The sequence below is a fragment of the Actinomyces howellii genome (assembly GCF_900637165.1).
Taxonomy (GTDB): Bacteria; Actinomycetota; Actinomycetes; order Actinomycetales; family Actinomycetaceae; genus Actinomyces; species Actinomyces howellii.
Map to the genome: position 1 here is coordinate 129,110 of NZ_LR134350.1, position 22,278 is coordinate 151,387.

The window sequence follows — 22,278 nt, forward strand, 5'->3', positions numbered from 1 at the left end:
CTCAGTACGCGAAGGACAGGCGGTCGGGATCGGGCAGGTCTGAGTGCTCGCCGTCCCGCTGGGAGGGGTCGGTCGGCGTGTGCACGCCCTCACGGACGTAGCGGCGCAGGAGGACGAACCACACCACGCCCAGGGCGGCGTACAGGACGGTGAAGACGATCATCGAGGCCAGGACCGTGCTCGAGGACACGACCGTGGACACGCCGTCCTGGGTGAGCATGTGGACCTGTGAGACGGGGTCGGCGAGGTTGGGGACGACCACCCACGGCTGGCGTCCCATCTCGGTGAAGATCCATCCGAAGCTGCAGGCGACGAAGGGCAGCCACATCGTCCACAGGGCAGCGGTGCCGATCCGGGGGCTCGTGATGAGCCTGCCCCTGCGGGTCAGCCACAGTGCCAGCACCCCGATGCCCAGCGAGGCCATTCCCAGCCCGATCATGAGACGGAAGGACCAGAAGGCCACCATGACGTCGGGGGTGTAGTCCACGCCCGCCCCGAAGCGCTCCTCGTACATCCCCTGGGCGTCCTCCAGGCCCATGAGCTCGGCGTTCGGGTCGTTGGTGGCCATGAAGGAGTAGACGTAGGGCACCGTGATGACTCGCGAGATCTCCCCGTCGCAGCTCCCGAAGGCCAGGACGGTGAAGCCGGCCCCGGACTCGGTGTGGCACAGCGCCTCGGCCGCCGCCATCTTCGCGGGCTGCTCCTCGGCGACGAGCTGGCCCTGGTGGTGGCCCGAGCCGGCGGTGACGATGCCGCCGAGCACCATGACGATCGCACCGAAACGGGTCGCGCGGCGCCACAGCTCGCGTGCCTCGAAGTCCTGTCCCGCGCGCGCCGCCTTGGTCATCCACCACACCGAGACCCCGACGATGACCGCGCCGGCCACGAGGAGGGCCGAGGCGATGACGTGGGGGATCGTGGTCCACAGGATGGGGTTGGTGAGGACCTTGATGAAGCCGCCCACCCCGTCGAGCTCGGCGCGCCCGGTCTCGGGGTTGATGACCGCGCCCACGGGGTGCTGCATCCAGGAGTTGGCCGCGAGGATGAAGACGGCCGAGAAGTTCGTGCCCAGCGCCACCATCCACATGCACAGGTTGTGGATCCTGGGGCTCAGGCGGTCCCAGCCGAAGATCCACAGCCCGAGGAAGGTCGACTCCATGAAGAAGGCCAGAAGGGCCTCGAAAGCCAGGGGGGCGCCGAAGATGTTGCCCACGAAGCGGGAGTACTCCGACCAGTTCATGCCGAACTGGAACTCCTGGACGATACCGGTGGCCACCCCGAGCGCGAAGTTGATGAGCAGGATCTTGCCGAAGAACTTCGTGACGGTGCGCCACTGCTCGTTGCCTGTCCGCAGGTAGAACGTCTCCATGAGGGCCACGAGCGGGGACAGGCCGATCGTGAGGGGGACGAGGATGAAGTGGTAGACGGTCGTGATGCCGAACTGCCACCGTGCCAGGTCGAGGGAGTCCAGCGCCATTGGTGCGATGACCATCGAGCCCACCTTTCTCAGGAGAAGCTGATCAGAATAATAAGTTCATCCGTGCAACCGCTCGGAGCCTGTGGTCGAGTATAGGTGAACCTGTGACAGGACGTCGTAAAAGCGTCCGGGCGGTGAGGTCACGGTATGGTCGCCGATTGCTGTCCGCTCACGGCGAGACGTGTCGCACGCCGGCGCCGACGGGACTCGGGGGCGGCGTCGGTGTGGGATACTCAGGTCGGCTCCGGACGCCTCGTACCGGCACTCCGGGGTCCGAGCCTCGGTCGAGACCGCTCGGGGACGTGCGCCGCTTCGCGCGCCGTCGCACCCCCGCACCCAGCGAGTTCCGCCGCAGGTCGGCGCCATCCGGCGTATCCACAGACTTTTCCGCTCCCCGTGCCGGGAGCGCGACCACGCGGCGGCGCCGCAGGTACGGCGGTGCCCGGCGCGTCCAGAAAGAGCAGACCCCATGGCTTCCTCCCAGCCCAACGAGACGCCCGACCTCCTGCCTGACGGCGATGGCGCGACGCAACCGGCGACGCCCGCCCCTGCCCGTCGGCGACGTCGGGCGACCGCCGCGGCGGCAGCCCCCGCCCCCGCCCCCGAGCAGCCCAGGCCCCCGGTTCCGGCCGACCGCGCCGAGGGGGCGTCGTCCTCCGGTGCCGCCGACACGACCGACGCTGCCGACACGACCGACACCGCCGACACCGCCGGTGGTCCGCAGGCGGACGACCTCCCTAAGGGAGGACCGCTGCCGGAGCCGGCCGCCCCCCGGTCCCGTCCCGCGGCGCGACGTCGCCGTCGGGCGACTGCCGAGGCCACGACCCCGCAGCACGCCCCGGAGGCAGCCCAGCCCGTCCTCGTCCTGCCCGATCCGGAGCCCGGCACCACGGTCGAGACGGAGGCCGGCACCGACGTGGACGAGAACGCGGACGCTGACATGAACGAGAACGCGGACGAGAACGCGGACGCTGGCGTGGACGCCGACGTCGATGCGGACTCCGACACGGATCCTCATGCGGACCGGGACGGGGACGTCGAGGGTGCCGAGGGTGAGGAGGAGCCGGCGCAGGCCGAGGGGCGCGAGAACGAGCAGGACGAGCCCGCTCGCCTGCCTGCCGCCTCCCTGCTGTTCCAGGCCCCCGATCCTGCCCGTGCGCGGCGCAGGCGCCGCAAGGTCACCGCTGAGACGACGACCCCCCAGCACGCCCCGGCCGCCGAGGAGGCGGTCGTCGACGAGGCCGGCGCCCAGGGGCAGGCCCCTGCGCCGGCGCGCGGTCGTCGCCGCCGTCAGGCCACCGCCCCCTCGACGGCCCCCGAGCACGTCGAGGACGCACCGGCGGCCCGTAAGGTCCGGGGCCGTGGCCCGCAGGAGGGGGTCGACGAGCCGTCCCCGTCCGAGGACCCCGCCTCCTCCGGTGCTGAGGAGCAGCTTGACCCCGCCGAGGACGGGGGTGGTCGTCGCAAGCGCCGTCGCGGCGGACGCGGGCGCAGGACCCGGGGCCGCAGCGAGGCCCAGGCCCAGGAGCTCGCCGAGGACGAGGACGTCACCGAGGAGGCCCGGGACGAGGGCCAGGAGGACGTCGAGTCCGGTGACGAGGACCGTGCCGGGACCGCCAGCGAGCCCGAGGACCTCGTCGACTCCGAGGGGCAGGGCGCTTCGCGCCGTCGGCGCCGTCGGCGCTCGCGCACGCGGACGGACGCGGGACGCGACGTGCGCGACGAGGTGACGGCACTCAAGGGGTCGACCCGGCTCGAGGCCAAGCGGCAGCGGCGCCGGGAGGGCCGTGCGGCCGGCCGCAGGCGCCCTATCGTCACCGAGGCCGAGTTCCTCGCCCGGCGCGAGAGCGTCGACCGGCAGATGATCGTGCGCGAGCAGGACGGCCTCAACCAGATCGCCGTGCTCGAGGACGGCCTGCTCGTCGAGCACTACGTCGCCCGTCACACCCAGTCCTCGATGGTCGGCAACGTCTACGTCGGCCGGGTGCAGAACGTCCTGCCCTCGATGGAGGCGGCCTTCGTGGACCTGGGCAAGGGGCGCAACGCCGTGCTCTACGCCGGTGAGGTCAACTGGGACGCCGCGGGCATGGAGGGGCGCCCCCGCCGGATCGAGGACGCGCTGTCCAGCGGTGACACGGTCCTGGTCCAGGTGACCAAGGACCCGATCGGGCACAAGGGCGCACGGCTGACCAGCCAGGTGACCCTCGCCGGGCGCTACCTCGTCCTGGTCCCCGGAGGGGCGATGACAGGCATCTCCCGCAAGCTGCCCGACACCGAGAGGGCTCGTCTCAAGAAGATCCTCAAGAAGATCGTGCCCGAGGACGCCGGCGTCATCGTGCGCACGGCCGCTGAGGGGGCCAGTGAGGAGCAGCTGGCCGACGACGTCGCGCGCCTGGTCGCCCAGTGGGAGGCCATCGACAAGAAGGCCTCCCAGATCCTCAAGGGCTCAGGTCGGGCGCCCCAGCTGCTCAAGGGGGAGCCCGAGCTCGCCGTGCGCGTCGTGCGTGACGTGTTCAACGAGGACTTCCGTCGGCTCGTCGTCGCCGGGGACCAGGCGTGGAGGACGATCAGCCAGTACGTCACCGAGCTGAGCCCGGACCTGGCCGACCGTCTCGAGCACTGGGTGAGCCCGGAGGACGTCTTCGCGGCGCACCGGGTCGACGAGCAGCTCGCCAAGGGCTTCGACCGCAAGGTGTGGCTGCCCAGCGGCGGCACCCTCGTCATCGACCGTACTGAGGCGATGACCGTCATCGACGTCAACACCGGCCGCTTCACCGGCGCGGGGGGCACCCTGGAGGAGACCGTCACCCGCAACAACCTCGAGGCGGCTGAGGAGATCGTGCGTCAGCTGCGCCTGCGTGACATCGGAGGCATGGTGGTCATCGACTTCGTCGACATGGTGCTGGAGTCCAACCGTGACCTCGTGCTGCGCCGTCTCGTCGAGTGCCTGGGCCGGGACCGCACTCGCCACCAGGTCACCGAGGTCACGAGCCTGGGCCTGGTGCAGATGACCCGGAAGCGTGTCGGGCAGGGCCTGGTCGAGGCCTTCTCGACACCCTGCGAGTGCTGCTCGGGGCGCGGATTCATCGTCCACGACACCCCGGTGGAGTCCGGAGGCCGGAGCGAGGCCCAGAGCCAGCGTGCCGCCGGGCGGGGCCGCGGGCGCAAGGCGGCGGGCAAGGGTGCCTCCAAGGCCAAGGACCCTCGGGACTCTCGGGAGTCCGGTGAGGCCGGGGACGCCGGGGCCGTGGCCCGTGCGGGGCAGGCGGCCGAGTCCGGGGGGACCGTCGAGGTCCAGGAGGCCGGTGCTCAGGACGACGCCGCCAGGGCGGCTGTGCGCGGTGCGCTCGCCCAGATCGCAGCGGCCGCGGAGCAGGCGCACAAGGAGAACCAGGAGTCCAAGGAGTCCAAGGACCCCCAGGAGTCCCAGGAGCCCCGGGACTCGGGGTCCGGGAACGGGGACCCGGCCGCTCCTCAGGGGCGCTGACTGAGGGCCGCTCCGGCCGCGCGCCCCGCGACGGGGCGCGCGGCCGGAGCGGGTGCCCGCCGTGCTCGTGCGGAAGACCACAGACCTGGGAGGATGAGCCGGGTTGGTCCGGCGCCTCCCGATCGCATAAAGTAGTCCGCCGGTGCCTCATGCACCCATGCCATGGACGCAGCCCGGCCCGGCAGCGGAGCTGACCGGTCCCGGGCGTCTGAAGTTACGACAGAGATGAGCATTCAAGTGGTCTACGCGATCGTCAAGGCCGGCGGCCGTCAGGAGAAGGTCTCCGTCGGCGACGTCGTGGTCGTCGACAAGCTCCCCGGTGAGATCGGTGACGAGGTCAGCCTCGCCCCTGTCATGCTCGTGGACGGCGACACGGTGACCACCGCTGCCGACCTCGCCTCCACCTCGGTCACCGCGGAGATCGTCGGCGACGAGAAGGGCCCGAAGATCAACATCCTCAAGTTCAAGAACAAGACGGGCTACCGCAAGCGTCAGGGCCACCGCGCCCAGCTGACCGCCGTCAAGATCAAGGCTATCGGCTGAGCAGCCACCCCCCACGCACGCACCTGCTGACTAGGAAAGACATCTGAGATGGCACACAAGAAGGGTCTTGGTTCCTCCCGGAACGGCCGCGACTCCAACGCCCAGCGCCTGGGCGTCAAGCGTTTCGGCGGCCAGTTCGTCAAGGCCGGCGAGATCATCGTCCGACAGCGCGGCACGCACTTCCACCCGGGCGCCAACGTGGGTCGCGGCAACGACGACACGCTGTTCGCCACTGCCGCGGGCAACGTCCAGTTCGGCACCCGGCGCGGCCGCAGGGTCGTCAACGTCGTGCTCGCCGAGGCCTGAGCCGCGGCGCACCGACAACAGGCTCATGAGGGCGGACGGCTAGGCCGTCCGCCCTCGTGCCGTTGGAACCCTGACCGCCTGCGACCCCGCAAGGAGACGACCACATGCCCAGCTTCATCGATCGAGTGGTCCTCCACGTCGCCGGAGGCGACGGCGGCAACGGCTGCACCTCGGTGCACCGGGAGAAGTTCAAGCCCCTGGCAGGCCCGGACGGCGGTGACGGCGGGCACGGCGGCGACGTCGTCCTCGAGGTCGACCCCCGGGTGACGACGCTGCTGTCCTACCACCGCTCGCCCCACCGTCAGGCCGGCAACGGCACGCCCGGTATGGGCGACTGGCGTCGCGGTACCGACGGTGCCGACCTCGTCCTTCCGGTGCCCGAGGGCACGGTGGTCAAGGACGTCGACGGAACGGTCCTGGCCGACCTCGTCGGTCCCGGGGCCCGGTTCGTCGTGGCCCGCGGAGGCACAGGAGGGCGGGGCAACTTCTCCCTGGCCTCCGCCAGGCGCAAGGCGCCGGGCTTTCATCTCCTGGGCCTGCCCGGTCAGCGCCACGACGTCACCCTCGAGCTCAAGACGATCGCGGACGTCGCGCTCGTGGGCTATCCCAGCGCGGGCAAGTCCTCGCTCATCGCCTCGATGAGCGCGGCCCGGCCCAAGATCGCCGACTACCCCTTCACCACCCTCGTGCCCCACCTGGGGGTCGTCGAGGCCGGCGAGGTGCGGTACACGATCGCCGACGTCCCCGGTCTCATCCCCGGGGCCAGCCAGGGCAAGGGGCTGGGCCTGGAGTTCCTGCGCCACATCGAGCGCTGCGCCGTCATCGTCCACGTCCTTGACTGCGCCACCCTCGAGCCCGGCCGGGACCCGGTCTCCGACATGGAGAGCATCGAGGCCGAGCTCGCGGCCTACGCCCAACGGCTGGGAGACCAGGAGACCGACCCCTCGCTCACGGGCAGGCCCCCACTCATGGAGCGCCCCAGGATCGTCGCCCTGGCCAAGGTCGACGTGCCCGAGGCCGCCGAGCTCGCCGACTTCGTCACCGAGGAGCTCGTGGCCCGGGGACTGACCGTCCTGCCCGTGTCCGCCGTGGCCCGCACCGGCCTCAAGGAGCTGTCCTTCGCCCTGGCCGAGCTCGTCGAGGCCGCTCGTCGTGGCGGTCCCGCCAGCCTGCCGGGCTCCCAGGCCGGCGCACAGCGTCCGGTCATCCGCCCGGCGGCCGTGGGCTCGCGCCGGGAGCCCGCGGTGGCGACCGTGCGCCTCGTCAACCACCCGGTCGAGGGCCGGGTCTACGAGGTCCGTGGGGACAAGCCCGAGCGGTGGGTGCTTCAGACCGACTTCGCCAACGACGAGGCGGTGGGCTACCTTGCGGACCGGCTGGCTGCGGCCGGGGTCGAGGACGAGCTCGTGCGTGCCGGGGCCCGGGCGGGGGACACCGTGCTCATCGGTGAGGTCGACGGCGGGGTCCTGTTCACCTGGGAGCCGACGATGACCTCAGGCGCCGAGCTCCTGGGAGCCCGCGGCTCCGACCTGCGCCTGGAGGACAGGCACCGGCGCACGAACGCCGAGCGCCGCGCCCGCTACCACGAGATGATGGACGGCAAGGAGGCCGCCCGCGCCGAGCTGCGGCAGGAGGCCGCTGAGGGGATCTGGACCGATCCGACCGCCTGGGAGGACGAGGAGGGCACGTCGTGACCACCACGGGGACTGCGACCGCCCCCGGCGGGCCGGGTGGCGCCCACCGGCCCCTCGAGGTGCCGGGGCGCCCGGCGAGCCTGCCCCCAGGGGCCCGCGTCGTGCTCAAGGTCGGGTCCTCGAGCCTGACCCGAGCGGACGGGGGGCTCGATCTCAACCGCATCGACATCCTGGCGGGCCTCATCGCCCGGATGCGCCAGCGTGGCCACGACGTCGTCCTCGTGTCCTCCGGGGCGGTGGCGGCGGGCATGGTGCCCCTGGGCATGGAGGACCGGCCCACCGAGCTGCGTCTGCTCCAGGCGGCCGCCTCGGTGGGGCAGGGCAACCTCGTCGCCCGCTGGCAGACGGCGATGAGCGCCTACGGCGTCGTCACCGCCCAGGTCCTGCTCACCGTCCAGGACGTGGCCGTGCGCAGCCACTACCGGACCGTGCGCGCCACCTTCGACGCCCTGCTGTCCCTGGGCGCGGTGCCGGTGGTCAACGAGAACGACGCCGTGGCCACGACCGAGTTCAGCCTCGGGGACAACGACCACCTGGCGGCGCTCGTCTCCCACCTCGTGACCGCGGACGTGCTCGTCCTGTTCACCGACGTCGACGGTCTGTGGACCGCCCGGCCCGGCACCCCCGGGGCGGTTCCCGTGCGCCACGTCGTCGGTTCCGGACAGCTCGCCTCGGTCGACGTCTCTGCCCGCGGCTCGGCCCTGGGCACCGGTGGCATGCGCTCCAAGGCCCAGGCCGCCACGATCGCCTGCGCCTCGGGCACTGCCACGATCGTGGCCGCCGCCAACGACGCGGCACGGCTCCTGGGTGAGACGACCATCCCCCAGGACCTGGGGACCTGGTTCGAGCCCACGGGGCCGCACCGCCCCAGCCGGCGGCTGTGGATGGCCTACGCCTCGATCCCCGAGGGCCGCGTCGTCATTGACGCGGGCGCGGCCCGCGCCGTGACCGTGGGCAAGAAGTCCCTCCTCCTGCCCGGGGTCACCGCCGTGGCCGGGGACTTCGAGTCCGGATCGGTCGTCGAGGTCGTCGGTCCCCAGGGCCCGGTCGCCCGGGGGATCTGCCGCTACTCGGCCGCCGAGCTCGAGGAGGTCATCGAGGCGCGCGCCCACCGGCGGCCCGGACCCGACCACGTCGCCCCCGTCGTCCACCGCGACGACCTCGCCGAGCTGCCCCGCACCGCCGGCTGACCGGGCCGCCGCTCAGGTGCTGGACAGCTCCTCGCGCATCGCACGGAGTCGTTCGACGGCACGGGCCAGGCTCGGGCTGTTGTCCTGCGCGCGCGACACGTCCCACCGCTCCCGGGCGAACTCGTTGACGCGCAGGGGGTACAGGGGCCCGGGACCGCCGTCCGCGCGCACGACGTCTGCCCGCAGCCTGGGAGACCGGCAGGTCTGGCACAGGCGCAACAGCTCCTTCTTGGCGTGCGGGAGGCTGTCAGGTGCCTGCGGCAGCTTCTTGACAGGCACCTTGAAGAACGTGGCGAACCCGTCCCGGTCAGCCAGCAGCCACGCCTCCGTCATCGAGCAGGCGATGCGCAGCTCGAAGCCGTTGCCATGGGCTCGCGAACCGATCAGCTCCTCTCGTAGCTCGACAGGACACCGATTGTCTGAGTCGCGGAACACGATCCACGGGTCGTGGCGCGTCGTTTGAGCCAGGTTGGGGATGAGCTGATCGAGGTTCGACGCACCGTCCCGCACGAGGCAGGATGCCAGGGTGAGGCCGACGTGGGCGAGCAGTGCCGCGACCATGCCCGTGTCGGACCGTCCCTCGACGGCGACCCGCACGTACGGGCCCTCCGGGGCGCTGCTCATCGGCTGGCTCTGCTCCGGGTGGCGGCCATGAGTCCCTCGAGGTTCTCGGGAGCGATAAGAGCCTCGACGACCTCGGAGGTGCTCAGGCCGAGCTCGAGATCGGCGACCTCGGGCAGCTGAGACAGGAGCCGGGCCTGGGATCCGTCGGCGGTGACGCGCAGGACAAGGACCTCATCGGGGTTGACGCCCTCGTCGTTGAGGATCTCCGGGGCGTGCGTCGACAAGATGATCTGCAGGTCGGAGGAACGGCGCACCTGGGCCAGGATCGAGGGAAGGACCCGCACGATCGCGGTGTTGAGGGACAGCTCGGGCTCCTCCAGCAGCAGGACCCCCGGATTGGCCGGGGCCTTGATGATCGACCACAGCAGGCCGATGAGGCGGAGCGTCCCGTCGGAGAAGTCCGCCTCGCTCTGGCGCGAGGGCGTCGAGCGCCAGTTCTTGTAGCCCGCGACGAGGTGCGGCCGTCCGGCTGCGTCGGTCTCGATGCCCAGGGACTCGAAGCCGGGGACGGCCGCCTGGAGTGCCTCCTGCATCCGTCGGAGCCAGGCGTTGCGAGTCTGGGCCTGCGTCCCGTTCATCTGCGCGATGAAGTCGCTGCCGTACGGGTCATCGTGCGCCGGGGCGGTCCGGGTCGGGTCGCGGATGATCTGGGGCACGAGGTGGAAGTACTGGACCCGGGAGAAGTACTCGGCGATGACGCGGAAGGCCTTGTTCGCGGAGATCTGCTCGAGGTGGGTCTGGGTGAGGCGCTCCGGGTCCTCCCGGTCGTCGTCATCAGGACGGCGCAGCAGCGTCGCGCCATTGAGCTCGACGACCTCCTCGTCCACGATCGGCCGGTTGTGTCCGCCGGACTCTCCCTTGACCGACAGGTGGTAGCGCCACTCGTCCTCTCCGGCGCGCAGGCACACGTCGAGGACCAGGCGTCCCTTGGCGTTGTTGCGCGCGAAGAGGCTGCGCACCTTCTTCAAACCGCCTCGGCGCTCGATCGCTGAGGCCAGACCACCGCCTGAGCCGGCGACGTCGGACAGGAAGCGGAACAGGTCGAGCAGGTTCGACTTCCCCGAGGCGTTGGGGCCGACGATGAACAGCCGGTCGCCGACCTCGAAGTCGATGTTCTTGAAGTTCCTCCAGTTGCTTGCGCTCACGTGTGTGATCCGCACCAGGTCACCTCTCAGCGTGCGAGGCGGAGGGTCACTGCCCACCGCGGAATGCACGGATTGTCCCATATCGACGACCTCGCCGAGCTGCCCCGCGCCCACCCGTGCCCGGCGGCCGTGAGACAGCCCGTGACCCCGGTGGGGGCGGCACCCTACTGTGGCCCCATGAGCACGACGCCGGTCACCCCTGACGCCCCCAGCACCGAGATGCCCGAGACGCCCGTGATGCCCGAGCCCGACGACGCCGTCGCCTACGTCGAGGCCGTCGCCCGCGGCGCCCGCGAGGCGCAGCGACAGGTCGCCGGACTCCGCCGCGAGGACAAGGACGCCGCCCTGGCGGCCATGGCGGACCACCTCGTGGCGGCCACCGCGAGCATCCTGGAGGCCAACGCCGAGGACCTCGAGCGCGCCCGACAGGACGGCATGGCCGCCGGTCTCATCGACCGCCTCGCGCTGAGCGCCGAGCGCATCGAGGGCATCGCCGCCGCCGTGCGCGAGGTCGCGGCCCTTCCCGACCCGGTCGGACAGGTCGTCGACGGACAGACCCTGCCCAACGGGCTGCGGGTGCGGCGGGTGCGCGTGCCCATGGGAGTGGTCGGGATGATCTACGAGGCGCGGCCCAACGTCACCGTCGACGTCGCCGCCCTGACCCTGAAGTCCGGAAACGCCGTCGTCCTGCGCGGGGGGAGTGCCGCGCAGTCATCCAACGCCGCGATCATCGAGGTCCTGCGCGCCGCCCTGTCGGCCAGGGGCCTGCCCGCCGACCTCGTCACCACGATCGACCCGGCCGGCCGTGCCGGGGCCACCGCCCTCATGGGAGCCCGCGGCCTCATCGACGTCCTCGTCCCCCGGGGCGGGGCCAGCCTCATCCGCGCGGTCGTCGAGCAGTCAGTCGTGCCGGTCATCGAGACCGGCTCGGGCAACTGCCACGTCTACGTCGACGCGAGCGCGGACCTCGAGGCGGCGGTGAGGATCGTCGTCAACGCCAAGACCCAGAGAGTGGGGGTGTGCAACGCCGCCGAGACCCTCCTCGTCCACACCGAGGTCGCGGCCGACTTCCTTCCGGCGGCCGCCGCGGCGCTGTGGGCGCGGGGGGTGTGCCTCCACGCCGACCAGGCCGCGCGAGCCGTCCTGGCCCAGTGCGCCGGCGAGGACTCCCACGGCGCGCAGCTCGTGCCCGCCACCACCGAGGACTGGGACACCGAGTACGGCAGCCTCGACCTGGCCGTGCGCGTCGTCGAGGACCTCGACGACGCCGTGGCCCACATCGCCGCTCACTCCACCGGGCACACCGAGGCCATCCTCAGCCAGGACGTGTCCTCGATCAACCGCTTCGTCGCCGGTGTCGACTCCGCGGCCGTCATGGTCAACGCCTCGACCCGCTTCACCGACGGCGGCCAGCTCGGACTGGGCGCCGAGCTGGGCATCTCGACCCAGAAGCTCCACGCCCGCGGACCCATGGGCCTGGCCGCCCTGACGAGCACGAAGTGGGTCGTCGAGGGCGACGGTCACGTGCGCCCCTGACCCCCGCCCCGCACCTTTTCGCGAGATCGGGACTAATGGCACCTCGAGATCGGGACTAATGGCACCTCGAGATCGGGACTCATGGCACCCGATTCGCAACAGGCCACCTCGATATCGCAGCATCCAGCTCGCTCAGGCGACCGATGTACCAGATGCGGCGAACTCACGGTGTCATAAGTCCCGATCTCGCGAGGGGGAGGGGAGCCCCCTCAGCACTCGACGTCGGTGACGTCGGTCCACACCAGCCCCATGGGCTCGATCTCGACCTCCCAGGTCCGCCCCATGCCGCGCACGCTCGTGCGCACCGCCCGGGAGGAGTTGTTCGTGACGAGGAAGCGGCGCTGGCCGGGGTACCAGGCCACCTCCGTGGCCGGGTCGGAGCTGAACCACTCCTCAAGCAGGTCCTCGCGCCCGGCCGCCCAGTACAGGGCTCGCTGGAGGGTGCGGGAGTTGACCGGGGAGTAGGGCAGGCCCGAGAAGTAGACCGCCCGGCCGGCCCCGAACTCGTTGACGGCGACCCGGACGCTGCCCTCGACGTAGGACAGCACCTGGGTGCCGGCCGCGGTGGCGTAGACGTCCCCGCCGGCGCCCTCGCCGTCGTCGAAGACCCCCTCGACGTCGGCCGTGACCGGGTGGTCCTCGACGAGGACCGGGTAGCGGTCCGTCGACAGGGTCAGCTGGCGCTCGCGCTCGACCCCCAGGACGTCGGACAGCTGGAGGAAGGCCCCGCCGTGGTCGACGGCCGTGGGCTCACCGACCCCGATGAAGCCGTGGCCCGCGGCCACCCAGGAGCGGATGAGGCCCGTGAGGCGCTCGTCGGCCCAGGCCGGTCCTCCGGAGAAGGCGGTGCCCGCCGCGCCGGCGTTGATGAGGACCCCGACCTCCTCGGGCACCCCGTGGGCGAGGACCTCGTCGAAGGACAGGAAGCGCACCTCGAAGGGCAGGCCCGCCAGGGCCTCGACGACGCCGCCGTAGGAGTAGGCGGCCTTGTACCACTTGGCGTGGGCCACCATGTGGGTCTGCCAGGTGCGCAGGGAGCCCCAGGAGTTGAGGACGCCGACGGCGAAGGGCGCGTTGGCGGGCAGCTCGCCGCCGGAGCGGTCGTGGATGTCGCGGAACTCCTGGCAGATCTCGGTGATCCGCTCGATGAACTCGGGGAACTCCAGGGCCAGGGAGACGTAGCCCCCGTAGCCCATACGGTCCAGGGGGCGGCGTACGATCGCTCGGCGGCTGGTCAGCCACGACTCGTTGGCCTCGCCCACGGGGTCACCGCCGTCGTGGTTGAACACGTCGGGGAAGAAGTAGGGCAGGAAGCGGACCTCGGTGTACCTCACCCCGGGGATGTCGGCGATGAGCCGGGTGGTGGCCGCCGAGCCCGCCGAGCCGACGACGGCGTCCAGGCCGATGGAGGCGAAGTGCTCCCCGTAGGGCTCGGTGCCGATCCAGTTGTCGCCCAGGAACATCATCGCCTCGCGTCCCGCGGCGTGGGTGATGTCGACCAGCTCCTTGGCGCGCTGGGCCACGAAGCGGGACTGGAAGTCGATCCAGTCGCGGAAGGCCGGGGTGGGGACACGGAAGGGGGAGTTGTAGTAGCCGCCGTCAACGAAGTCCTCGGCACGCAGCGCGTAGCCGTACTCGGCCTCGAAGGCGTCGATCGCCTCGGGGGACACGGAGGCCGAGTAGCCGAACCAGTCGACGAGCTTCTCCCTGGCCTCGGCGTCGAAGGCGATCGTGAAGTGGTAGAAGAAGGTCGTGAAGCGCACGACGTCGACCTCGGGGTGGCTCTCCAGCCAGGTGCGCAGCGCCTGGCGGACGTGCTCCCAGACCCCGTTCTTGCGGATGTCGTAGGGACGCTCCTTGACGCGGGTGGGGTCCGTGACCCCCCAGCCGTTGGTGATGTAGTTGTACATCTGGGTGGTGTCCCACACCTGGTCGGCCAGGAAGGCGACGGTGTACACGTGCCACGGCTCGGGCCGCGCGATGGTGAGGATCCCGGTGGCCTCCTCGACGCTCCAGCCCTGGACGGGCACGACCTGGCCGGTCGTGCGGTCGATGACCTCCCAGAACCTCTCGACCCGCTCGTAGCAGGGCCTGAACTGCTCACGGAAGTATCCCTCCATGACGTCGATGCGCAGCGGCTCGGGCCCGGTCGCGGTGATCCGGGGGCTCATGAGGTACTGGTTGACCAGGGTGTCGGGGTGGGCCAGGGCCCACTCCTGGTCGCCTCGGGCCGGGAAGTAGGTCGAGTAGACCTTCTCGACGAGCTCGGCGGCGACCTCAGGCAGCCAGGTGCCGTCGGAGTTGCGCACCGCGTCGGCCCCCAGGGCGGCGACGAGCTCGCGGAGCCGGTCGTCGATGCCCTCCTCGATGGGCAGGGTGACGCGACCGGTGGTACGGGGTGAGGGGGGCACGGGAACTCCTTGGGTGGGTGGGGGCGCTCGGTCTCGGGGTCCGCGGCCTGGGGCGGGCCCCGGACCCCGCGGGACAGGGGTGGAGGTCTACACGAGGCGGACCTCGATGCCCGCCTCGCGCAGGCGGTCGACCTGCTCGGGCTCGGCGCCGTCGTCGGTGATGAGGGCGTCGATGTCCGAGGCTCGGCAGATGAGGGCGAAGGCGCTCGTACCGAGCTTGGTGTGGTCGGCCACGACGATGACGCGTCGCGCGGTACGCACGAGCGCGGCGTTGACGGCGGCCTCCCCCTCGTGCAGCGCGTAGGCGCCGGTGGTGTCGAGGGCGTCGACGCCCAGGAAGAGGGTGCCCACGCTGATCTGGGGGAGGATGAGGTCGGACAGCGGGCCGGTCAGCTCGTAGGACTGGCTGCGCGCGACGCCACCGGTGACGACCACCCGCACGCACTGGCGCACGGTCAGCTCGCTGGCGATGTTGACGGCGTTGGTCACGACGGTGATCGGGTTGTCGGCGTCCGTCAGGCCGGGCAGGAGCGCAATCTCCCGGGCGACCTCGGTGGTCGTCGTGCCGCCGTTGAGCCCGACGACGTCCCCCGCCCTGACCATGGCCGCCGCGGCGTGGGCGATCCTCGCCTTCTCCTGACCCATGCGGCTGCTCTTGAACCGCAGGGGAAGCTGGGAGGAGGTGGGGTTGGCCGAGGCGCCGCCTCGGGTGCGGGTGACCAGCTGCTGGTCGGCGAGCAGGTCGAGGTCGCGGCGGGCCGTGGCCGCAGACACACCGAGCCGGTCGATGATGTCGTCGATGTGGACGCTGCCCTCGTCGACGACGATGCTCAGGATGGCCGAGAGGCGCTCGTGACGGGTCATCCTGTCCTCCTCACAGGTTTGGTGGTCCGCGTCGTTGCGGCCGGCGGGGGCAGGGGGCACCCGTCACCGCGGGCTCGTGGGCTGCGCGGTCCATGCACGATGGACCGGGATGCACTCAGCATAGATCACCGCAGCGCAGTTCGCTCAGCGTGGCCCGTGCGTGGCCGCGTGGACCGGGAGGCCGGTCCCAGGGGCTGTTGCGCACCCCGGGGGACCGATAGCATGGGGCTCAAGGCGCCCGGTCATCGTGACGGGGCAGACGGGCCGGTGTCCGGCCCACCGGTCACGGGAGCACGGCCCGTCATCGTCGGTGAGGCAGCGCGGGAAAGGACAGGTCAGGGATGAGCATCTCGCGGGGCAAGACGATCGCCTCAGGTGTCGTGACGGGTGCCGCGGTGCTGCTCGTCGTCCTCGGGGTCGCCTCCCTGCGGGCCTCGGCCGACGGGAGCTCGGAGTCCGGCGTCGTCATGACCCCCGGCTCGAGCCCCACGCCCACGGAACCGGTCACCAGCCCGTCAGCCACCTCGTCAGCCACCGTCCCGCCGACCGGACCGGCGACCACTGAGCCGCTTGCCAGCCCGGCGCCCGCCGCCCCTGACGCCGAGGTCGCCAACCCCGTCGAGGTCCCGCACGACGACGTCGCGGTCTCCTCCGACGACGCCGACGACGCGGGAGAGGTCGCCGACACCGACGACTGAGCCGACGACTGAGCCGACGACCGGGCCGTCGACTGAGTTGTCGACCGGCCGGGAGACGCGATCATCAGCCGGCCCGGGCCGGGGCCGGGTCGAGGTCACTCGAGGCGGTAGCCCATGCCGCGCACCGTGCGCACGCGCTCCTTGCCGAGCTTGCTGCGCAGGTAGGACACGTAGACCTCGACGACGTTGGAGCCGGGGTCGAAGTCCATGCCCCACACCGTCGAGAGCAGCTGCTCGCGGCTGAGCACCTGGCCGGGGTGACGCATGAAGGTCTCGAGGAGGGAGAACTCGCGGGCGCTGAGCTCGACGTCCTTGCCCGCCACGTTGGCACGGCGCGTCTTGATGTCGAGGCTGAGGTCGCGGTGGGTCAGCGCCATCGTCCCCTCAGCGGGCACCGGATCGGTCCGCAGACGCAGGCGGATGCGCGCGAGGAGCTCCTCGAAGGAGAAGGGCTTGGGCATGTAGTCGTCCGCCCCGCCCTGGAGGCCCGCCACCCGGTCGGCCACCGAGGAGCGAGCGGTGAGCATGATGACCGGGGTCGTCACCCCTTGTCCTCGTAGGGCGGTGAGCACCTCGAAGCCGGAGATGTCGGGCAGGCCGACGTCGAGCAGGATGAGGTCGGGATCCCCCTGAAGGGCCAGCTCGACGGCCTCGCGTCCCAGGGCGGTCGTGCGGGGGACGAAACCGGCGGCCTTGAGTCCCTTGGCGATGAAGGAGGCGATACGCGCCTCGTCCTCGACGATCAGGATCGTGCTCATGGTGGGGTCTGCTCCTCGGGGTGCGGGTCGGGGACGTCCTCGAGGCCCAAGGGGATCCGGAGGGTGAAGCAGGATCCCTCCCCGAGCACCGAGTCGATGTCGAGGTCGCCGCCGTGGGCGCTCAGGATATTCTGCACGATGCTCAGCCCCAGCCCCGAGCCGGGGGCGTACTGGCTGGCGGTGCGTGACCTGCCGAAGCGCTGGCGCACGGTGTCGAGCTCCTCGGGGGCGATGCCGATCCCGCGGTCCGCGACCCACAGGAGGAGGTTGCCGTCCTCGACCTGCGATCCCAGGGAGACCGGGCTGTCGGGCTCGGAGTACTTCACGGCGTTGGCTGCCAGCTGGAGCCACGCCTGGGTCATCCGCGCGGCGTCCAGGAGGACGACGACCTCGGCCCGCGCGTCCAGGCTCCAGCGCCTGTCGCCCAGGGCCTGTGCCTTGTCGAGGACCTGGTCGGTCAGAGCCGCCACGTCGGTGGGCGCGGGGTCCACGAAGCCCGCCTGGGCGCTCTTGGCGAGCAGGAGCAGGTCGTTGACCAGGACGCCCATGCGGTCGAGCTCGTCGAGGGTCAGCTCCTGGGTCTGGCGCACGTCGGCCACGTCGGTGGGGTCGATGAGCTCGAGGTGGCCGCGGATGACGGTGATCGGGGTGCGCAGCTCGTGCCCGACGTCGTCGAGAAGCTCGCGCTGGCCCTCGATGGCGCGCTGGACCCGGTCGAGCATCCGGTTGACGGTCTCGGCCAGGGCGCTCAGGTCGTCCCGGCCGCGCACGGGGACCCGGCTGGTCAGGTCGCGCTCGTCGATGGACTCCGCCGCGCGCCGCAGCTCTTCGATGGGTCGGACGAGACGGTCGACGGCGAACCACGCCAGCCCGGCCACGAGCGCGACGCTGATGAGGGCCGCCGCCGTGTACAGGAGCATCGTGCGTCGCAGGCTCGCCGTCGCGGCGTCCATGTCGACGACGTGGACGAGGGTGGCCACGGGCTGGCCCTCCTCGAGGACCGGGACGACGAGGACCCTGTAGGTGCCCTGGGAGGTGCGCACCGTCTCGATGACCGACTCCGTCCCGCTGACCAGCGGGGCGATCTGGGCGAGCAGCTCGGCGTCCTTCTCGGGGCGCAGGCGGACCTGTGAGGGGACGGTCCAGGTCGCCTTCCCGTCCAGGAATCCCAGGGCGGACTCCGAGGGCTGGAGCACGGTCCGCCGCAGGTAGGTCTCGACGACCATCGCGGGGGTGGTCAGGGGCTCGCCGGTGGCGGGGTTGAGGCCGTCGTCGGCCAGGACGCGCAGCTGGGCGCGCTCGGCACGCAGCTGCTCGTCGATGCCGCGCTCGACCCCCTGGGTCCCCAGGATCCAGATGAGCGCTCCCGAGTTGGCCAGGGCCACGCAGGACACGAGCAGGATCGCGAGCATGACGCGTGTCTGGATGGTGACCTTCGGGGACGCGAGGCGGCGCACGGTCCCATTGTGCCCGAGGGCCGCGTGCCGGGCGGTGTCCCGACCCCGCCGGGTCCTGCGGGGCGGTCCCGTCCTCATCGGGCTCATCGGGTTCATCGGGCTCATCGTCCGGATCGTCCCTGCTCCAGGAACCGTCCCCCCTGGGCGCTCAGGCTCTGCTCGAGCCAGGCGGCCAGCCACGACCGGGACCCGGGTCGGAAGGCGTGCACGCACACCAGACGCAGCCTGGAGGCGTGCGTGTACACCCGCAGACGCTCGGTGCGGACCGCCATGGCGGTGGCGACGCCGTCGAGCAGGTCGAGGACGGTGCGCCAGCCGTCCTGGCTCAGTGCGCCGGTCAGGCCCATGAGGTCGACGTGGGCCATGAGGTTGCCCAGGTCGAGGGCCGGCTCAGCGCAGGCCGCCGTGTCGAGGTCGAGCAGGGACACGCGGCTGCCGTCCCACAGCAGCTGCTTGTCGTGCAGGTCCCGGTGGGCGGCCACCGGAGGGTCCGGCCTGCCGTCGACGAGCCGGGCGCAGGCGCGGTGGACCTCGCCGGTCAGCGTCCCAGGACGGTCCAGGGCGCCGTGCCGCAGGGCCAGCGCCAGCCACCGCTCGAGTACCTCTGCCTCCTGACGCGGCCCGTGCGCGGGCAGCGTCGTGGGCGCGCCGGCCAGGCCGGGCCAGAGCTCGGCCAGACGTGCCCAGCCCGCCGCTCCGTCGTCGCCGAGCTCGTGCAGGGTGCGGCCGGGCAGGAGGGCGGTGGCCAGGTGGTCCCGGCCGCTCTCGAGCACGGGGGCGGTCCGCAGGCCGATGGCCCCGAAGGCCTGAGCCGCGCCCGGTGGCAGGTCGGTGGCCCGTCCGGGGCGCAGGAGCTTGAGGGCCCTGTCGTCCTGGAGGACGACGGCGCGCCTCCCCGCACGGTGGACCACAAGACGGCCCGGTAGCCGTGGCGAGAGCCCCGGCAGCGCCGGGTCCGTGGCGTAGGGCAGCTGCTCGACCACGCCCTGGGCCGAGATCCTCACCGCGCGCAGGCGCTGGTCGACCCCGCCGGCGGGGTCGACCAGCTCGGCGGTCATCGATCCGTCTGCGCGGGGCCAGGCGCGGCGCAGCCCGGGCAGGCGGCGCGCGACGGTCAGTGCCTCCACGGCCCTGCCCCCTCGAGGACGTCGGCCAGGTCGTCAAGGCGCTGCCCGACGCGCTCGCGCCAGGCAGGGTCCCCACCGCGCAGGGGGTCGACGAGCCGCGCGAGCCGGGAGACGGCCACCGCCTGGCGCAGCTGGGGAGGCTCGGGGGACCTGCCGCCGCAGGCCACGTAACCCGTCAGGAGCGCCTCGCCCTCAAGGGAACCGGCCTCAGCCAGGTAGGAGCCCAGGTCCGCCACCGGGGAGCCGAACCGGGCGCGGTCGAAGTCGGTCCACCACACCCGCTGACCCCGCCGGTCCACGAGCACCTGGTCGGGGGAGGCGTCCCCGTGGATGAGCACCCGGGGGCCCCGGGCGGGGTCTGGGCCCAGCAGCGGGTGCAGCGCGCGCAGGCGGCGGGCCAGGCCGGTGTCCAGTGACTCGAGGAGGCGGGCGTGGACCGACACGAGGTCGTCGGGGCCGGGGGCCGGGGCCTCCAGGTGCCGGCGCAGGTCGACGGGAACCTGCCGGGCGTCCACGGAGTGGAGCGCTGCCAGCAGACCGCCCGCGGCACGGCTGGCCACCTCGTCGGGGCGCGTGGCCAGGTCGGAGTCTCCCACGCGCCTGAGCACCCGGACGTGGTCCCCCAGGGCCGGCGCCTCCCGGTCGGTCGGCACACCCAGGTCCTCGGGCACCGCGAGGCGCCGCTGGACGAGTAGGTGCAGCTCACGGTCGTGGGGCCTGGGGGCGGCGCTCAGCTTGACGACCCGGTCGCCGTAAGCCACGACGAGCCGCCGCAGGGGGTTGTGGCGCAGGACCGCCTCGGGCTCCCACCCCTCCAGGACCCCGTGACGGTGCGCCCGGTCGATGACCGCGCCCAGACGAGGGTCGGCCGGGATCGGTCCGTGCTCGACGAGCAGCCCGTCGGGCAGGAGCCTCTGGGCGGTGCTCAGGCCCAGACGCTCGGCGCGCCTGCGACTGGACTCCGCCTTGGTGCGGCTCACCGGCCACAGGAGGCGGGCCCACCCCGCGGGTGCCCCGTCACCGCGGCGCAGGAGCGAGACCGCCACCGACACCCCGGGCTTGATGCGCAGGCGCCCGGCGCGCACCGGCTGGTCAACCAGCTCGCTGAGCGCTGTGGGATCCAGCAGCGTCTCGACGGCGGCCGACACGCTCCGGGCGGTCATGAGCCGACCTCCGTCAGGCGCAGCCCGACCTCGGAGCCACCTGCACGGACCCAGGCGCGGAAGACCTCCGACGTGCCCAGAAGCACCTGCGGGGGACCGTCGAGCAGGACACGGCCGTCCTGGACCCACACGACGCGGCTGGCGCGCAGGGCGACCTCGGCGTCGTGGGTGACGGTCAGCGTCGTGCGTCCGGCCACGAGGTGCTCGACGGCGTCGAGGACGACCCCGGCGGAGGCCGGGTCGAGTCCTGTCGTCGCCTCGTCGAGGACGACCACCGGGGTGTCGCGCAGCAGCGCCCGGGCGATCGCCACGCGCTGGCGCTGGCCGCCCGACAGGGTCCCGCCGCGCTCGCCCACGGCCGTGTCATAGCCCTGGGGCAGGGAGGCGATGAAGTCGTGGGCGTTGGCCGCCCGCGCGGCCGCCTCGACCTCGGCGTCGGAGGCGCCCTCGCGGCCCAGGCGGATGTTGTCCCGGATCGTCCCGGCGAACAGGACCGCCTCCTGGTGGAGCACCGAGACCTGCGAGCGCAGCCACGCCAGGTCCAGGGTCTGCAGCCCCCTGCCGTCGAGGGTGACGACTCCGCTGGTGGGGTCCATCGCGCGCACGACCAGGGACGCCAGGGTCGACTTGCCCGAGCCCGAGGGGCCGATGAGGGCGACGTGCTCCCCAGGGCCGACCGACAGGTCCACGCCGTGGAGGACCTCGACCCCCTCGTAGGCGGCGCGCACCTGCACGAAGCGGAGGTTGCCCCAGGTCTTGTGGGGACGAGCGGCCTGCGGAGGGGAGACGATCTCGGGGTCGGTGGCCATGAGGTCGGCCACACGCTCGCCCGAGGCGCTGGCCCGCGCGACGCGTCCGGTGTACTTGGCCATGTCCCGCAGGGGCTTCATCGTCGTGCGCAGGTAGGTGGTGAACAGAACGAGCTCGCCGGGGGTCATGTCCCCCTGGAGCACCCGCACGCCTCCGCCGACCATGACCGCGGCCGTGGCCAGGCCCACGATGACGTCGGTTCCCCGCTCCAGGCGCGCCGCCAGCCGCAGGGAGGTCACCCCCTCCTTGAGGGAGCGGTGGTTGGCGCCGGTGAAGCGCTCCTGGAGCAGCGGCTCGAGCCCGTAGGCCTGGACGACCTTGATGGCTCCCAGCGCCTCCTGGGCGGTGTTCGCCAGCTGTGCCTCGCCCGTGCGCGTGCGCCGGGAGGCGGCCGTGATCCGCCGGGAGGTGCCCGAGGACGTCGACAGGAACACGACGACCGCCACGACGACGACACTGGCCAGCAGCGGGTCGAGGACGACCATGACGACGAGCATGACGAGCAGGGTCAGGACGTTGGCCGCCAGCGGCAGTCCCGCGGTGATGGCAACCTCCTGCATGCGGGAGACGTCGGCCACGAGCCGCTGGACCGTGTCGGCGCTGCGGTTACGGGCGTGGAACTGCTGGGACAGGCTCTGGACGTGGGCGAAGGCCCGGGCGCGCAGGGCGATGGCGGTTCGTGACCCGGTCAGGGCGAAGCAGACTGTCGCCAGGTAGTTGCACGTCGCCCGCATGACGACGATACCCACGAGAGCGGCGCCGCAGGCCAGCAGAGTGCGCACCGAGGCGGCCGCGACCCCCGTAGGGCTGCCCATGGAGGTGATGACCGAGTCGACGACGATCTTCATCGGCCAGGGCTCCAGGATGCGGAAGACGACCTCGAGGAGCAGGGCGGTCGTGCCGCCGGCGATGAGTCCGGCCTGGGGGCGGACGTCGGGCCCGATGAGGTGCAGGGTACGGGCCAGGGCCGAGCTGCGCCGTCGTGCCC

17 protein-coding genes are annotated in these 22,278 nt (G+C 72.1%); 7 read left to right on the top strand and 10 right to left on the bottom strand.

Going from position 1 to position 22,278, the window contains the following annotated elements; genetic code table 11:
• Window position 1 precedes the first annotated feature (1 nt).
• Window positions 2-1,492, bottom strand: coding sequence for a cytochrome ubiquinol oxidase subunit I (locus EL245_RS00575; protein WP_126381145.1), 1,491 nt, complete (start codon window positions 1,490-1,492; stop codon window positions 2-4).
• A gap of 454 nt (window positions 1,493-1,946) precedes the next feature.
• Between EL245_RS00575 and EL245_RS00580 the strand changes: the two genes are divergently transcribed.
• The 5 genes from EL245_RS00580 to proB all read left to right on the top strand — a co-directional run bounded on the left by EL245_RS00580 (window position 1,947) and on the right by proB (window position 8,697).
• Complete coding sequence (locus EL245_RS00580) at window positions 1,947-4,964, top strand: Rne/Rng family ribonuclease (protein WP_232009804.1); 3,018 nt, start codon at window positions 1,947-1,949, stop codon at window positions 4,962-4,964.
• A gap of 225 nt (window positions 4,965-5,189) precedes the next feature.
• Complete coding sequence (gene rplU / locus EL245_RS00585; protein ID WP_126381147.1) at window positions 5,190-5,507, top strand: 50S ribosomal protein L21; 318 nt, start codon at window positions 5,190-5,192, stop codon at window positions 5,505-5,507.
• A 48-nt stretch (window positions 5,508-5,555) separates the two neighbouring features.
• On the top strand, window positions 5,556-5,813 hold the full coding sequence (rpmA, locus tag EL245_RS00590; protein ID WP_126381149.1) for a 50S ribosomal protein L27: 258 nt from the start codon (window positions 5,556-5,558) through the stop codon (window positions 5,811-5,813).
• A gap of 104 nt (window positions 5,814-5,917) precedes the next feature.
• A complete protein-coding gene (gene obgE, locus EL245_RS00595) occupies window positions 5,918-7,507 on the top strand; it encodes a GTPase ObgE (protein ID WP_126381150.1) in 1,590 nt (529 codons plus the stop codon).
• A gap of 59 nt (window positions 7,508-7,566) precedes the next feature.
• On the top strand, window positions 7,567-8,697 hold the full coding sequence (gene proB / locus EL245_RS00600; RefSeq protein WP_126383833.1) for a glutamate 5-kinase: 1,131 nt from the start codon (window positions 7,567-7,569) through the stop codon (window positions 8,695-8,697).
• Window positions 8,698-8,709: 12 nt separating this feature from the next.
• On the opposite strand, the gene EL245_RS00605 is transcribed toward proB, so the two are convergent.
• The gene (locus EL245_RS00605; RefSeq protein WP_232009805.1) at window positions 8,710-9,321 is read right to left on the bottom strand and encodes a hypothetical protein; all 612 of its coding nucleotides are present in this window, start codon (window positions 9,319-9,321) and stop codon (window positions 8,710-8,712) included.
• Window positions 9,318-10,481: an AAA family ATPase gene (locus EL245_RS00610; protein WP_126381152.1), complete on the bottom strand. Its 1,164-nt coding sequence runs from the start codon at window positions 10,479-10,481 to the stop codon at window positions 9,318-9,320. The genes EL245_RS00605 and EL245_RS00610 overlap by 4 nt, the downstream gene beginning before the upstream one ends.
• 222 nt (window positions 10,482-10,703) lie before the next feature.
• Here EL245_RS00610 and EL245_RS00615 point away from each other — a divergent pair, with 222 nt between their 5' ends.
• The gene (locus tag EL245_RS00615; RefSeq protein ID WP_408608409.1) at window positions 10,704-12,002 is read left to right on the top strand and encodes a glutamate-5-semialdehyde dehydrogenase; all 1,299 of its coding nucleotides are present in this window, start codon (window positions 10,704-10,706) and stop codon (window positions 12,000-12,002) included.
• A 209-nt stretch (window positions 12,003-12,211) separates the two neighbouring features.
• On the opposite strand, the gene gnpA is transcribed toward EL245_RS00615, so the two are convergent.
• Both gnpA and EL245_RS00625 read right to left on the bottom strand, forming a co-directional pair.
• A complete protein-coding gene (gene gnpA, locus EL245_RS00620) occupies window positions 12,212-14,413 on the bottom strand; it encodes a 1,3-beta-galactosyl-N-acetylhexosamine phosphorylase (RefSeq protein ID WP_126381154.1) in 2,202 nt (733 codons plus the stop codon).
• Between the two features lie 87 nt (window positions 14,414-14,500).
• The gene (locus EL245_RS00625) at window positions 14,501-15,277 is read right to left on the bottom strand and encodes a DeoR/GlpR family DNA-binding transcription regulator (protein WP_126381156.1); all 777 of its coding nucleotides are present in this window, start codon (window positions 15,275-15,277) and stop codon (window positions 14,501-14,503) included.
• Between the two features lie 341 nt (window positions 15,278-15,618).
• Between EL245_RS00625 and EL245_RS00630 the strand changes: the two genes are divergently transcribed.
• Entirely contained in the window at window positions 15,619-15,975 is a 357-nt protein-coding gene (locus EL245_RS00630; RefSeq protein ID WP_126381158.1) for a hypothetical protein, read from the top strand.
• Between the two features lie 95 nt (window positions 15,976-16,070).
• Here EL245_RS00630 and EL245_RS00635 read toward each other — a convergent pair whose 3' ends face one another.
• From EL245_RS00635 to EL245_RS00655, 5 genes are all read right to left on the bottom strand, one after another.
• Complete coding sequence (locus tag EL245_RS00635; RefSeq protein WP_126381161.1) at window positions 16,071-16,733, bottom strand: response regulator transcription factor; 663 nt, start codon at window positions 16,731-16,733, stop codon at window positions 16,071-16,073.
• Complete coding sequence (locus tag EL245_RS00640) at window positions 16,730-18,190, bottom strand: sensor histidine kinase (protein ID WP_232009807.1); 1,461 nt, start codon at window positions 18,188-18,190, stop codon at window positions 16,730-16,732. The genes EL245_RS00635 and EL245_RS00640 overlap by 4 nt, the downstream gene beginning before the upstream one ends.
• Before the next feature lie 101 nt (window positions 18,191-18,291).
• Complete coding sequence (locus EL245_RS00645) at window positions 18,292-19,317, bottom strand: phosphotransferase family protein (protein ID WP_126381163.1); 1,026 nt, start codon at window positions 19,315-19,317, stop codon at window positions 18,292-18,294.
• Window positions 19,305-20,480, bottom strand: coding sequence for an aminoglycoside phosphotransferase family protein (locus EL245_RS00650; protein ID WP_126381164.1), 1,176 nt, complete (start codon window positions 20,478-20,480; stop codon window positions 19,305-19,307). Before EL245_RS00650 ends, EL245_RS00645 begins: the two co-directional genes overlap by 13 nt.
• Entirely contained in the window at window positions 20,477-22,255 is a 1,779-nt protein-coding gene (locus EL245_RS00655; protein WP_126383841.1) for an ABC transporter ATP-binding protein, read from the bottom strand. Before EL245_RS00655 ends, EL245_RS00650 begins: the two co-directional genes overlap by 4 nt.
• Window positions 22,256-22,278: the final 23 nt, after the last annotated feature.

Bases quoted from the DNA above. Each gene is read 5' to 3' on its own strand.
- EL245_RS00615 (WP_408608409.1), top strand. From the start codon at position 10,704: ATGCCCGAGCCCGACGACGCCGTCGCCTACGTCGAGGCCGTCGCCCGC.
- EL245_RS00605 (WP_232009805.1), bottom strand. From the start codon at position 9,321: ATGAGCAGCGCCCCGGAGGGCCCGTACGTGCGGGTCGCCGTCGAGGGA.
- obgE (WP_126381150.1), top strand. From the start codon at position 5,918: ATGCCCAGCTTCATCGATCGAGTGGTCCTCCACGTCGCCGGAGGCGAC.
- EL245_RS00625 (WP_126381156.1), bottom strand. From the start codon at position 15,277: ATGACCCGTCACGAGCGCCTCTCGGCCATCCTGAGCATCGTCGTCGAC.
- rpmA (WP_126381149.1), top strand. From the start codon at position 5,556: ATGGCACACAAGAAGGGTCTTGGTTCCTCCCGGAACGGCCGCGACTCC.
- EL245_RS00630 (WP_126381158.1), top strand. From the start codon at position 15,619: ATGAGCATCTCGCGGGGCAAGACGATCGCCTCAGGTGTCGTGACGGGT.
- EL245_RS00580 (WP_232009804.1), top strand. From the start codon at position 1,947: ATGGCTTCCTCCCAGCCCAACGAGACGCCCGACCTCCTGCCTGACGGC.
- EL245_RS00635 (WP_126381161.1), bottom strand. From the start codon at position 16,733: ATGAGCACGATCCTGATCGTCGAGGACGAGGCGCGTATCGCCTCCTTC.
- EL245_RS00575 (WP_126381145.1), bottom strand. From the start codon at position 1,492: ATGGTCATCGCACCAATGGCGCTGGACTCCCTCGACCTGGCACGGTGG.
- rplU (WP_126381147.1), top strand. From the start codon at position 5,190: ATGAGCATTCAAGTGGTCTACGCGATCGTCAAGGCCGGCGGCCGTCAG.
- EL245_RS00650 (WP_126381164.1), bottom strand. From the start codon at position 20,480: ATGACCGCCCGGAGCGTGTCGGCCGCCGTCGAGACGCTGCTGGATCCC.